10 protein-coding genes, 1 pseudogene and 1 riboswitch are annotated in these 13,749 nt (G+C 42.0%); of the genes and pseudogenes, 4 read left to right on the top strand and 7 right to left on the bottom strand.

Going from position 1 to position 13,749, the window contains the following annotated elements; all coding sequences use genetic code 11:
* Positions 1 to 45: 45 nt before the first annotated feature.
* Positions 46 to 147: riboswitch (purine riboswitch) on the bottom strand.
* Positions 148 to 389: 242 nt separating this feature from the next.
* Positions 390 to 1,031, top strand: a complete 642-nt coding sequence (locus BTHG_RS12470) for a hypothetical protein (RefSeq protein ID WP_187370783.1) — start codon at positions 390 to 392, stop codon at positions 1,029 to 1,031.
* 372 nt (positions 1,032 to 1,403) lie between these two features.
* Here BTHG_RS12470 and BTHG_RS12465 read toward each other — a convergent pair whose 3' ends face one another.
* From BTHG_RS12465 to BTHG_RS12445, 3 genes are all read right to left on the bottom strand, one after another.
* A complete protein-coding gene (locus BTHG_RS12465; RefSeq protein WP_010677074.1) occupies positions 1,404 to 2,687 on the bottom strand; it encodes a Zn-dependent hydrolase in 1,284 nt (427 codons plus the stop codon).
* Positions 2,688 to 4,038: 1,351 nt separating this feature from the next.
* Positions 4,039 to 4,569 carry a hypothetical protein gene (locus tag BTHG_RS12450; RefSeq protein WP_010677072.1) on the bottom strand — a complete coding sequence of 177 codons (531 nt, stop codon included), beginning with the start codon at positions 4,567 to 4,569 and terminating at the stop codon, positions 4,039 to 4,041.
* A 212-nt stretch (positions 4,570 to 4,781) separates the two neighbouring features.
* Positions 4,782 to 5,264 carry a sigma-70 family RNA polymerase sigma factor gene (locus BTHG_RS12445; protein ID WP_010677071.1) on the bottom strand — a complete coding sequence of 161 codons (483 nt, stop codon included), beginning with the start codon at positions 5,262 to 5,264 and terminating at the stop codon, positions 4,782 to 4,784.
* A gap of 538 nt (positions 5,265 to 5,802) precedes the next feature.
* Here BTHG_RS12445 and BTHG_RS12440 point away from each other — a divergent pair.
* Positions 5,803 to 6,990 carry an acetyl-CoA C-acetyltransferase gene (locus tag BTHG_RS12440; protein ID WP_010677070.1) on the top strand — a complete coding sequence of 396 codons (1,188 nt, stop codon included), beginning with the start codon at positions 5,803 to 5,805 and terminating at the stop codon, positions 6,988 to 6,990.
* A 41-nt stretch (positions 6,991 to 7,031) separates the two neighbouring features.
* Here the strand turns inward: BTHG_RS12440 and BTHG_RS26280 are convergent, their stop codons facing one another.
* Complete coding sequence (locus tag BTHG_RS26280; protein ID WP_010677069.1) at positions 7,032 to 8,591, bottom strand: ATP-binding protein; 1,560 nt, start codon at positions 8,589 to 8,591, stop codon at positions 7,032 to 7,034.
* 317 nt (positions 8,592 to 8,908) lie between these two features.
* Positions 8,909 to 9,286: a hypothetical protein gene (locus BTHG_RS12430; RefSeq protein ID WP_010677068.1), complete on the bottom strand. Its 378-nt coding sequence runs from the start codon at positions 9,284 to 9,286 to the stop codon at positions 8,909 to 8,911.
* A 247-nt stretch (positions 9,287 to 9,533) separates the two neighbouring features.
* On the opposite strand from BTHG_RS12430, the gene folE reads away from it, so the two are divergent.
* A complete protein-coding gene (gene folE / locus BTHG_RS12425) occupies positions 9,534 to 10,163 on the top strand; it encodes a GTP cyclohydrolase I FolE (protein ID WP_010677067.1) in 630 nt (209 codons plus the stop codon).
* A 52-nt stretch (positions 10,164 to 10,215) separates the two neighbouring features.
* A complete protein-coding gene (locus BTHG_RS12420; RefSeq protein ID WP_010677066.1) occupies positions 10,216 to 11,010 on the top strand; it encodes an SDR family oxidoreductase in 795 nt (264 codons plus the stop codon).
* Between the two features lie 46 nt (positions 11,011 to 11,056).
* Here BTHG_RS12420 and BTHG_RS25905 read toward each other — a convergent pair whose 3' ends face one another.
* Both BTHG_RS25905 and BTHG_RS27400 read right to left on the bottom strand, forming a co-directional pair.
* Entirely contained in the window at positions 11,057 to 12,016 is a 960-nt protein-coding gene (locus BTHG_RS25905) for an HNH endonuclease (RefSeq protein ID WP_010677065.1), read from the bottom strand.
* An 879-nt stretch (positions 12,017 to 12,895) separates the two neighbouring features.
* Positions 12,896 to 13,405, bottom strand: a pseudogene (locus BTHG_RS27400) (peptidoglycan recognition protein family protein); the annotation flags it as partial.
* Positions 13,406 to 13,749 lie beyond the last annotated feature (344 nt).

Below are 13,749 nucleotides of genomic sequence, written 5' to 3'. Positions count from 1 at the left end.
CCTTCAGGCTTTCAACGAAGGAAAGTGGAATAAGCATAAATACATGCATTCCCATTGCTCACTCATAGTCAGCGCATTTACGGTGCGTTGGTAGAAACTTACGGGCCATATCCCCGTGATTATATGAGTGAATGCCGATATTCAAATGGTATGTTCTTATTTTATGATGTGAAGTGGGATTTGTAAATGGTGGGAGTTGGAAAAAGAGTGGAGAGGGAGGAGGGGGTGGGTGTTAACTGGTTGGGAATGCTGGTATAGCGGGGGGCGAAAGGCTTGTGGCGCTGGACGAAAATTGTCGAAATGTGTAAACGGGGATAGGTTTGGTTAGGGGTAGATGCATAAATGTCTTTGAGACTAACTGATGTTTTAATTATAGAGTGCAATTTCTGTTGAGAAGACGCAAAAATCCGTGGGGAGACGCAAATATCCGGGAGAGAGACGCAAATATCCTGGAGGAGACGCAAATATCCGTGAGGAGACGCAAATACCTGGGGAAAGACGCAAATATCTTGGATAGGGCGCAAAAATCCGTGAGGAGACGCAAATATTCGGGAGGAGACGCAAAAATCCGTGGGGAGACGCAAATATCCGGGAGAGAGACGCAAATATCCGTGGGGAGACGCAAATATCTGGGAGGAGACGCAAATATCTGGGAGAAGACGCAAATATCTTGGAGAGGACGCAAATATCTTGGAGAGGACGCAAAAATCCGTGAGGAGACGCAAATAACCGTGGGGAGACGCAAAAATCCGGGAGGAGACGCAAAAATCCGTGAGGAGACGCAAATATCTGGGAGGAGACGCAAATATCAGGAAGGAGACGCAAAAATCCGTGAGGAGACGCAAAAATCCGTGGGGAGACGCAAATATCGGGAAGAAGACGCAAAAATCCGTGAGGAGACGCAAATATCAGGGAGAAGACGCAAATTATCAGGGAGGAGACGCAAATATCTGGGAGGAGACGCAAATATCAGGGAGAGAGATGCAAATATCTTGGAGGAGACGCAAATATCTTGGAGAGGACGCAAATAACAAGGGGGAGACGCAAATACCCGTGGAAAGACGCAAATCCCCGGATAAGAACGAATCCCAACCGAAAGAATGGCCGCATAATCCCATCCCATGCACCCGAAGCCCTGACATCCCGACTAATCTTTTTTGCTTGCTTCTTATCCTAGTTGAAAAACTTCTTCATTAAACCTTTGTAGTCCCTTGCGATGGTTTTGGTGGGTGATCATCATTACATACACTTAGATGAGTATTAATATTATCCAATATCTTCATTTGTATACAATTTCACATACCAAATGGCAAACAGTAATAGAAGGATTGGTAAGATACAATTTTCAACACAAAAAAGGGCGATCCCTCGAATAAAACGAGAAAACACCCTTTCCTTACATATTAAAGATCGTACCCCTCAACAAAATCCTTCAACACGTGAACGGATTGAACGCAGTCATTTAAAGAAGACCATTCGGCTGGGTTGTGGCTGATGCCATCTTTACTTTGAACGAAAATCATCGCCACTGGTAGCGCGCGCCCGACAATCATTGCATCATGGCCGGCACCGCTTGGTAAATAAACCGGTTCAATCCCTTGTGCTACGACTGATTTTTCAAGCTTTTGCTGCATGTCTTCAGCAATTGGAACGGGTGCTTCGCGCAATGTTTCTTCATAGTGAAGTTCAATACCATGTGCAGTAGAGATGGATTGTGCTTTTTCAATAACCATTTCAACGAGACGATCTCTTGTATCTTTTTTAATATCACGAATGTCAACGATGAGGCGAACTTCACCTGGAATGACGTTTGCGCCGTTTGGTAGCACATCGACTTTACCAATGGTTGCGACTGCTGACGAACTCACCTGGCCTGGAAGAGATTGAACCTCATGAATGAACTGGCTTGCAGCAACCAAAGCATCTTTGCGATCGTTCATTGGCGTGTTGCCCGCATGTCCGGCCACTCCCGTAAACGTCATTTTTAACCAACAAGGACCGGCGATTCCAGTTACTATCCCAACTGGCACTCCAGCTTGCTCCAATCGTTTTCCTTGCTCAATATGAATTTCCACAAACGCCTCAAGTTTGGAAAGGTCTTTTTGAGAATTGAAAAATTCTTCAGCCGAGAGTCCGACATCTTCTAGTACTTTTGTAAATGAGTCGCCATGGATGTCTTTTTTCGGAAGATAATCCTCCTTTTTTGCTTCCCCAATCATTGATGTACTGCCACTAAGACCTCCGTTAAAACGGGCACCTTCTTCGTCTGAAAAAATAGTAACCTCAAATGGACGTTCTGGTACAAATCCGGTTTGTTTCCAAGCACTAACAACTTCTAGGGCTGCAAGTACACCAAGTGGGCCGTCAAAATGGCCGCCATTTGGAACACTATCAACATGGGAGCCAGACATGAGCGCTGGTAGATTCGGATTTTTGCCTTCAAGACGTCCGAATACATTTCCAGCTCCATCTTGTGTCACGGTAAGACCAGCTTCCGACATCCATTCTTTTACCAAATCTTTCGCTGCTTTTTCCTCTTTGGAAAAGCCAATTCTGTAGGAGCCGTTATCAGCGGTTAACCCAATTTTTGAGAGGGCAGCAAGGCGAGACGCTAGACGTTCGCCACTTACACCATTTTTATCTAATGAAGTATCATAGGTTGCAATTAATTTCTCAAATAAGTTCAAAGTAGAACGCTCCTTAAATAGATTTTTTCTATATTCTACCACAAAAATAATATTCGTTTGTGTAAAAATAAATAGAACAAACGTTCGTATTTTGCTGGTAATCTATTATCTGAAATGTTAAAATAAACATACAGTTACATAAAGCGGGTGGGCGGTTAGCCACTTCCTGTTGAAGGGAGGTGGTAGAAATGACGGCATACGAGGCAATGTCCGTGGCACTACAATCTAATTTAGTTTTGCTAGGGGTCCTAACAATTGTGGTCATGTTGGTCGTTGCAAACAAAAAGAAGTAACCGCCCCTCCCAACCAAGGAATTAGGGGTGATTACTTCAATTTGTAATTCTTTAAAGATTGGTTAGCCGCTCACTTTGCGGCATGTAATTGTGTTGATCAGGTGTTACTGCACCTGATTTTTTTTAGTATACCTTCATTATATGCATTCTACCCAGTTATTTCAACATTTGCGGGTATCATTTAGGTTGAAAAATGAGTGACTCAGGCATCGCTCGATGTTCATGGGCAGGGGTCAAATTAGGGGATGTACACTAATTTACGCCTTACGTGCAATTTGCTCATCAGAAGACGCAAATCCCACCAAACCGGTGCAAATCCCTCATCAGAAGACGCAAATGCCATCAAACCGGTGCAAATCGCTCATCGGAAGACGCAAATGCCACCAAACCGGCGCAAATCCCTCATCAGAAGACGCAAATGCCACCAAACCGGTGCAAATCGCTCATCGGAAGACGCAAATCCCGCCAATCCGGTGCAAATCATTGATTAGAAGACGCAAATCCCACCAAACCGGTGCAAATCCCACCAAACCGGTGCAAATCCCTCATCAGAAGACGCAAAAACCACCAAACCGGTGCAAATCGCCCATCGGAAGACGCAAATCCCACCAAACCGGTGCAAATCAGTCATCAGAAGACGCAAATGCCACCAAACCGGTGCAAATCAGTCATCAGAAGACGCAAATCCCACTAAAAAGTGTGCAAATCAGTCATCAGAAGACGCAAATGCCACCAATACCGTGCAAATCCCTTATCAGAAGACGCAAATCCCACCATGATGGTGCAATCCATTCCTCTAAAGATGCAATCCGCCCATCTTGGGGCTTAAACCACTTAACTTTGGACACAACTACTCCAAAAGTTAGCACACAATCTGCTCATGGGCTACTCAATCACCCCAAGCTGGCACGCAACTTCTTATATCAGAAACAATCACCCCAAGCCGGCACACAATCCGCTCATGGGCTACTCAATCCCCCCAACCCAGCACACAACCCCTTATATCAGAAACAATCACCCCAACCTCGCACACAAACCCTTTATCAATCCCAAAACCCTCACTCATAACTCCCTTGCACATCGAGCGCCTTTTTCAGCATTTTCTTCTTCTTATCCTCGTATTGTTCACGGAAGATAACGGCCTCATCCTTTGAATAGCCGCTGGCTTCTAGTTCAGTTTCAAGTTGCGAATAGATTTGCTCGAAGGCCTCGTCTGTTTCTTTTTCTAGCGTCTTGAACTCGTTGTAATAGCTGCCAAAGACTTGTAAAGCGGCGATGCCATCGGCTGATTCCTCAGTGAAATCCGCTTTGGCCCGTGCCAGGAGCTCCTTTGCTTCCTTTTTCGTTTGCTTCTCTAAATTCTCAAATTCCACTGTATATTTGTCTTTTATTTCAGCCAAAGGGTCTGTCGTTGCGGAAGCTTCGACTGCAGGCTCCGGTTCATCAGCAGGGACCTTTTTCTTGTCCAAATAAAGTTCACGCTGCGGCAATTCCTCGACTTGAACTTGAACAGACCCCTTTTCCTGATGCACATACCAAAACACACCAAGCTCCACAATGATTGCGAGAATCAACAACTTCTTAATCATGTCCTCACCTCACCATACATTGTTGCCCTTTGCCATAATCCTAATCATTCATTATCCTTGAAAAAATGAACCGAAACTTCAAACAAGCGCTTGTTTGTATTCAAACAGTCGTTTGTTTGAATCAGGTTGCCCGCCGACATTTTCTTGAAAAATTCAAACAAACATTTGTTTACATTCAATCAAATGTTTGTTTGGAAAAACCATCTACAAAATTACCTTTCTACCATAATAATAGTCCGCAACTTTTTAACGGCCTGTTTTCCCCAAGACTTTACCGATTCAACCGAAACTCCGTGCTCGGCCGCAATTTCCTTATAGCTTTTATCCTCTATAATCCGCCCTTGAACCCACTTTACCTGATTATCTGTCAAACCCTTTCCATAAGCCTCGATTAAATTTGTTGAGTAGCTCCCCGAACCATCAGCAACCTGCATAAAAAGTTCCTCGCCAGAAAGCTGGCAGTGCTCCTTGTAACGAACTTCCTTTTTTACATGATCCAGTAGCTTTCCGCGAATCGTTGAAAATGCGAACGTTGAAAATTCAACACCTTTTCGCGGATCGAAGCGGGTCGACGCTTCCCAGAGTCCAATCAAGCCGATTTGGTAAAACGTCTCCTTGTCTCCAAACAAACGCAAATTTTTAATCACCTGAAAAATTAATGGTTTATACTGTTCTGCAAGTTCCTCAAATTCCACGTAAACTGTCCTTTTAAAAAACGCGTTCCTCATGTATTCCGCCGGTACCTTCAATTTACTGGGAAACAAGAAGGGGAGTCCAAAGGGTAAACTTTACGTACGAGGGGTGTGGTAAGGGTCTGTATGTAACGTTTGCGGTAGCAGAACTTCACGTTTGAACAATTTTTCACGCGAGATACATAGAAAAATGACAAAAAAAGTGAAAAGTTGTGACGTAATTAACAGAAATTTGTCAAAATAGGGAATATTATATAGGTAGAAAGTCTCATTGAGGTTAATAGATATAGAAATGCTTGAGGTCATACATAGTCATCGAAGGTTATACATAATAATGAAAGCGTTTTATACCGGTAGAGTTTACACCCCCACATACCCCGTTTTCTTCCTCTACGCAGCCATGGGTCGACATAAACAACTGAATGAGTCTAAGTAAAGGTGTGCATAAATTTGTACACCTCCTTCCATATGTGTATTAGTCTGAATATTCATTACATATGATTAGTAACATGGTAAACTAGTGAAAAAAGGAGGTTTTTTCATGGAGCCAATTTTTATCATTGATGGGGCTCGTACGGCGTTCACGAGTTTCGGAGGGGCGTTTGCTGGAACGGGTGCCACCGAATTAGGTCGGGCAACTGCGGTTGAAGCAATGAAACGAGCTAAGGTTGACCCAGCACAAATCGACCACGTAATTTACGGGAATGTCATTCATACGGAAAAAAACGCATCCTACCTTGCACGGCACATCTCATTACATAGTGACATTCCTCTCGAGGTTCCCGCGTTTATGGTGAATCGCCTTTGCGGGTCTGGTCTGCAGTCCGTTGTGTCCGCGGCTCACCATATATTAGTAGGGGACGCTGAACTCGTGCTAGCTGGTGGAACGGAGAATATGTCGCAGTCACCATACGCCAATTTTACACAGCGATTCGGTGGCTCAAAAATGGGCAATCTCCAGTTTGAAGACATGCTACTGACAACCCTGACCGACCAATACACAGGTAAAGGCATGGGTATGACCGCTGAAAAACTAGCAAAAAATTATGGTATTACCCGCGAAGAACAAGATAAATTTGCCATACAATCGAATCAGAGAGCAGCTAAAGCAGCCGAGAATGGAACCTTTGCGGAAGAAATTGTGCCCGTTGAGGTGAAAACGAGAAAAGGTCGTATTTTTATCGAAAAAGATGAACATATCAAACCAGACGCGAACTTGGAAACCATGAGCAAACTGCGCCCCTCATTTGCAGCGGACGGAACGGTCACAGCTGCAAATGCATCCGGTATCAATGACGGGGCAGCATCTGTGATTGTTGCCGGTGAAAAAGCGGTTCGTGAAAATGGACTTAAGCCCCTTGCCAAAGTGATTTCGTGGGGAGTAGCTGGGGTCGACCCAACCATTATGGGAATCGGGCCAGTTCCAGCCATTAAAAAAGCGCTTGAACGTGTGGGACTAGGGTTAGGAGATATGGACTTAGTGGAGGTGAACGAAGCATTTGCCGCACAATATCTTGCGGTTGAAAAAGAACTCAGGTTAGATCGAGAGAAAACAAATGTTAACGGTGGAGCGGTCGCGCTAGGACATCCGGTAGGAGCGAGCGGGGCGAGAATTCTCCTATCAGCGGCTTATGAACTAAGACGCCGGGTAAAAAGATATGCGGTGGTAAGCCTTTGTATCGGTGGTGGCCAAGGCATCGCAATGGTCATCGAGAATACTAGTTTTTGAGGATAGTTTGGGACGGGGACTGCTCCCTCGTCCCAGTCATATTATTCTGCAACATCTCTCGTAAACAAATAATCTTTCAACGCCAGCTGCAGTGTTCCTTTCGACTCCGCAATATCGGAATAACTGATATCCAACGAAATCATCTTTTTGACGATTTCGGCACGGATGCCGGTAAGGACAGTTTGACAGCCCATCATTTTAATGCCCTCAATCAGTTTCATGAAACGAAAAATCACTTCGTCCTCCATGAAGGCGACTCCAGATAGGTCCATAATCAACGTGTGAATATGCTCGTTTTCAATGCTGTCCAAAATTTTATCCTCAATGGTCACGACACGAATTCTATCAATTGCACCAATCAATGGGATGATATGCGTATCTCCGTTAATTGGGATGATCGGAACGGACAGATTTTCAACAAGTTGTCGCTGCGATTCTAGCAGCTCGTCCTTGTATCTCGAATAGCTGATGAAAAAATGCGTCAAGAAATGGTCGAGCAGAATGTTCACCTTTTTTTCAAGTGAATAGAAGTCGTCACGATGAGGTTCATTATTTAATAACACATCATAATTGTATAAGAAATCCCATAGTGTCCGACGAATGGCTTGGACCCATTCAAGCTTAAACGCGAGTGTCAGCGAATTTTTTGCCCACGCTACGCCTTCGCGTTTGGCAAACGTAATAAGCTCATGCTCACGCTCTTCAACCACATAGAGTACAAGTTTGTGAGCATTATCGAGGAGGTTAATGTTCCCAACAGTATGAATTTCCTTGATTTTATCCTTTACATTAATAGCTTCCTCAAGTAATCTTTCTTCAAAATAAGCCTTGTTTTCTCGGAAAAACTCTTTCACTGAATCGGTATTTTTTAAGGCTACATTCAATTTTCGTACACCTCGATTTATTGTGTGTTGTTTTGGGAGCCTAATTGTAAAGGTTGTTCCAACATTTAACTCACTGTCTACGGAAATATCCCCGCCATGTTGGTAGACAACAGAAAATACCTGGGCGAGCCCCATTCCGGTTCCAGCGTCCTTGGTTGAAAAAAAGGGCGTCCCAAGCAGATTCATTTTTTCTTTAGGAATGCCGACTCCCGAATCCTTAATGGTTACAATAACCTCCCGATCATTTGCCGAATGCGTAATCCGAATGTTGCCGGTCCCCTCAATAGACTCAATCGCATTTTTGATTAAGTTAAAAAAAGCCTTTTTAAACTGATTCTTCTTGCCAGCAATGGTTGCATCTGTGTCCTGGAAATGAGTCTCAATCTTAATTTCATATAATTTATCCAGAAAAAGGTTTAAAATCGATTCCAACTCAGCCGCGAGATTAATGACTTGTGCATCTTCGTCCTCTAAATCAGGCTTAGATACCTGAAGTAAATTATTTAGCGTCACAAGTGCATTGTCTAGTTCGCTCTGCGCAATATCAAGATAGCTGTGTTGTTCCTCCTGTTGAAGAAGTTGTAAAAATCCCTTCACTGCTGTTAATGGATTACGCACCTCATGCGCAATCCCTGCGGCAATTTGCCCAACAGAGGCAAGCTGACTTAAATGCGTATCCCTTCTTTGTTCCTCCTTTTTCATTACATCTGAAACCATCTGAAGAAAGCCCCCTATTTGCAAACACGAATTATTTCGAATTTTGAAATATACCATAAAATTTTACCGGAAAAACATTCCATCCTGCAATGAATATGAATGGAAATTCATGTCATTTTACGAAAAATACTACAAAGGTTGTATGTACATTTTGAGGATTGCTCGAATTGTGTCGAATTTGGAGGGGGAGTTGGGTGGGTTTTGCATACTAACAACGGGGCTTGTTGTTGATCACTTCAAAATGTGAGGGAGTGAAACTTCGGGACTGGGCACTTATGATCCTCATAAGCACCCAATCCTTCAGTAACAACCAACACTTACGCTTTTACTTTTTCCATCATTTTGCGATATTCCAAAATTTCCTTGTCTGTAAAAACATTGGATGCCAATCGTTTCACTTTATCCCAGTACACTTTAAACGCATCATACTCAATGCCTTGTTCCTCAATAAATGTAACGAGGCTGCCACCAGTAAAAATGGGGTGGGTTTTTGGATAGTGTGTATCCCAGTATATATTGGCTCGAAGACTTAATTCATTTTTCGTCTCTTTTACATGAAGGGTAATGGAAACTGCGCATCGAAGTCTTGGTTCACCTTTGTCATGACCTTCTCCCTTTCCGTTTATATCCATTCTCGTAAAAAACTGTTCATTTTCAAATGACATTTCATTGTCACTCATTCTAAATTCTATCATCGTTCATTCCCCCGATTTGTTGAAAATTAATAGTCAAACTAGTAATTTCGAAAGACTATATTAGTAGAAACCTTGAAATTATTTTAACATATTTTTCCTGTAATATCTTGAAATCTAGCAATTAGGCACATCCTCTCACATTAGAAAATGAATCATATAGTTGGTCCTTTAGTAGGAAGGAAATTCCAATTGGAAAGAGAACTAGTAGTTTAATAAATTTTTTTATAGACGAAAAGAGGTTCACCATATGTCTTTAATAGATGCGGAAAGAAACATAATTGAAAAATTCCCTCGTATATTTGAACAAAGCCCGGAAAAAGTCAAACAAGTAAAAAACGTAACGAATGCACTAAAGGAGCTTATGGCACTCTGTGGGGATAATCCCTCGCGTGACGGACTCATTGAAACACCACAGCGGGTGGTCAAAGCATTCCTAGAATACACAGAAGGCTATCGAGAAAATCCTAAGGACCATCTTAAAAAGGTATTTGACGTTGCACACCGTGAGCTCGTCTTAGTAAAGAATATCGAGTTTCATTCGATGTGTGAGCATCATTTCGCACCTTTCTTTGGTGTCGCCCATGTTGGCTATATTCCTGATAAAAAGGTAACCGGACTATCGAAAATTGGAAGAATGGTAGAAGGGTATGCAAAACGATTCCAAGTGCAAGAAACACTTACAAACCAAATTGCAAATGCTATCGAAGAAATCCTCGAACCACAAGGCACAATGGTCGTAATCGAAGCGAAGCATATGTGCATGTGTGGACGTGGAATCAAAAAGACAAGCTCAGAAACCATAACAACAGCCGTTAGAGGCATATTTAAAGAACGCGCAGATACACGCCTTGAATTTCTAACACTAATAAACCGATAAGGGACAGAGGGACAGGTTAATTGTCCCAAATACGGAATGGCAGGTGAAACAGATGAGACACGCAGTCATTACAGCAGGAACAAAGGGATTAGGTAGAAAAGTGACAGAGGAATTTTTGAAAATGGGTTGCTCGGTAACTGTGAATTATAGGAGTGACGAGGCTCGCGTCGAAGAGCTTAAACGAGAATGGAAATCCAATTTAGAATGCATCCAATTCGTCAAAGGTGATATTACGAAAAAAGAGGACATCTCTACTATTTTTACTCAAGCCATGAACCGATTTGGTCGAATTGACTACCTCATTAACAACGCCGGCCCCTATATTTTTGAACGGAAAAAACTCGTAGATTATGAGGATCATGAATGGAACGAAATGATAGACGGCAATTTGAGTTCAGTCTACCACTTTCTCAAACTTACTATTCCTGTGATGCGGAGACAGAAATTTGGCAGGGTTATTACTTATGGCTTTCAAGATGCAGAGAGCTCGCCTGGCTGGATATATCGCGCTGCCTTTAGTGCAGCAAAGGTTGGTCTCGTGTCACTTACCAAGTCTGTCGCTCTCGAGGAAGCACAACACGGGATTACGGTAAACATGGTGTGCCCAGGAGACATCACTGGAGATATGAAGGAAGCCTCAATTTTGACAGCTCGCACACAACAGGACACTAAAACGCCAATCGGCCGACCTGGCACAGGCGAAGATATAGCGAGAATCATCGCCTTCTTATGTGAGGATAACTCAGATTTTATTACGGGGAGTGTGATCTCGGCTTCGGGCGGGGTGAATGTGGTGAATCGCCACAAAAATAAGATAGAGAAGTTTGAAATCAAAGAAAAGGACTAATGGATAACACCCTAAAACATTAGCCTTTTTCCATGCAACTCTAAAATTAGCGGTACTGCTCTCCGCCGCCCCATAATTCTCTGCCACCGTCATGCCCAGTATTCGCATGAATCTCTTCATCTACTAACTGTAATACTCCTGGCTCTTCATTATGGTGCCAAGTAAATCCTTCTGGGGTATCGCCATTTGCTAAAGCTTGTATGTCTTGTTCACTTAATCCTAAGTCATCAGCCAATTGTGAATCTGCTTGGATAGCATCATATAATTCAGCATTTGCGTAGTTGAAATGTACATAATCAGATTGAAGGTACAAACTTTCATCCATTTGTACTTCATACTCAACATCAAAAACCGGGTAAACACCCGTAACTACTTCACCAGTTGGGAGTTCTACTGTATTTTCTTCAAATGGAACTCCTGTTTCTGGATGCACAGATCCTGCTAAATGGTCGTTAGTTGTTTCAAGTGTTGTGCCACCTTCATTTGTTAGCGTAGAATCAGAGTCGACGGATAGTACAGTGTTGTTAGGAGTATCAGGTGTTTCGGCCTGAGCAACATGATCACCATCAGCACCATCAACAACATCAAGCAGACCAATCGCCAAGGAGGAAACTGCTACTGTTTTTACTAGAGAAGATGCTCCTTTTTTCATTCTGTTTTGGTCCCCATCCATAAATCCGCCAATAACATCTCCACCGTCATGGATTGCATTTTTAGCTGTTACAACGACACCCTTTGCAGTTCTGGAAACAGCATTGCCCATTTCCCCAAGTCCTTTATCTCGTTTGGTTGAATCTTCGTTAATAATGCCAGATACAGTATCAACAGCCCCACTTGCAACTTGTCCAACAGTGTCTCCTGCAAATTCTGAAGCCGTTTGCACACCTTTTCCAATATCTTCTATTAAATTGACACCTGTAACCTCACCAACAAATTCGATTGGCTTCCCTACAACAAAACCCGCAGCTTTTCCTAGACCTTTCCCTAAATCTCTTATAAGACTCACGTGACTATAATCCTCCTACTATGTACCTATTTTCGATACTTACCAGTATATAACAAAAATAAAAGGAATTGTGAAAATTTGTTTTTGATTTATGAGATTAATGCTAAGAAAAAGGGAAGGTACAGAAATGCTTACAACAATGTAATTGCAATACGGGACTAAGGTATGGCAGAATCAAAAAATCGCTTCCGTTTGGTTGTAGCCAAATAGGAGTATTCTTTTATATGTATTTTTATATATCAAATTAAAGTTTTAAAAAAATCTGTACTAATCATAAAGTATTAATTCAAACAAACGATTGTTTGCCAGCTTAGTTAAGAGTTGGACTAAAATTTGATTTTCAAACGAACGTTTGATTGAAAGGATTTTAGGTCCTCTGAAATAAACTGTTTCGGACATCATTATCATAAAAATCCTATTTAAAAATAATTTTGCTTCCATATTTTCTTATTATTTAAACAGCGGCTTTACAGCTTGCTATCTTTTGAAGATGCTTGCCAGAAAGTTCTTATGTCTATTTTCGTAGAATCGACAAAAATTCAAAACAACAAGCCCCATCTCCAAAGAGAAAGGGCTTATCTTAGTTTACTTTAGGTAATTCCCGACTTTTTGTGCTACTTCAAATCGGTCTTTACCAGTTAGATTGATAATTTTATCTGCCTGTAGACCTGCTGTCGATCCACCCACTACATATAATTCCTTTGTAACTTTGCCACCTGGATAGGCATCACGAGTGTAAATAGGTGCTTGTAGTCGGGCGGCTAATAGCTCTGCTACTGCAAAATCAGGAAGTCCACCAATTAATATTGCTTTTTCTAACATGTCATTTTCCTCCTTTGTTATTTGTGGAGCTGGTTTAGATTCAACTTTTTTACCTTCAAATTCTTTAACTACATCATTAATAAACTGGGACCATGTGATTCCATATCTTTTTAGTGCATTATCAGGGTCGGAGCGTCTTTGAGGATCAATGGTTTTGTGTGAGACAATATGTTTTCTAGGTTGTAAATTAAATGTTTTACAAAGATAAGCGTGGTACCACACATATCGTTTGTAGGCTTCTTGGAAATTAATACTTCCGCCCCAACACAATTCAACACCTATTGCTGCATCATTGGCATCGTCTCCAAAAAGTTGGTTATCTTTCGGTTTATTATATTGAACATGCCATGCTTTTTCGTTAAGTGGGATTATTTCTAAAATATATTTATCATCCACAAATGTATGGGCGGAAGCACTGGGCTGTTGGTTGTTAAAATACGTACGATTGTTATAAGCAGTTGAACCAGGATTCCCAGTGTCGTGACTCACAATAAAACGAACCTTTGAAATCTTTTGCCCTGAACGTGAATTCCCGATTTTAATGTAATCCTTCGTAATCTTATACATTAAATACCTCCTTTTTTATAAAATATGTTGGGCTGTTAACTTCGTACAGGTTGTAACAGTTATTTAACACAAATTTAAAAAAACTACCTCAAATGAGATAGCTTCCTTCCTGTTCCTTTTTTAGGTGGGACATGGGGACAGGTTCAGTGTCCCACTCTGGGACAACAAACCTGTCCCCATGTCCCGGGACCACGAGAACCGTCCCCCTGGTCCCTCCTTGGTCCCATAGTAATGCTCAGAAACAATGTGAGTATTTGGGGTTTTATGGTACAATTGACTCATTTTAGAAATTTACTGTATATTAAAATAGCAATTTGCGCTGATATCTAAATATCGAAGAAATT

The sequence above is a fragment of the Bacillus timonensis genome, assembly GCF_000285535.1.
In the GTDB taxonomy this organism is placed as follows: Bacteria; Bacillota; Bacilli; order Bacillales; family Bacillaceae_L; genus Ferdinandcohnia; species Ferdinandcohnia timonensis.
Note: the sequence above shows the minus strand (reverse complement) of the source record. Positions and strands in the feature narration are given on the sequence as shown.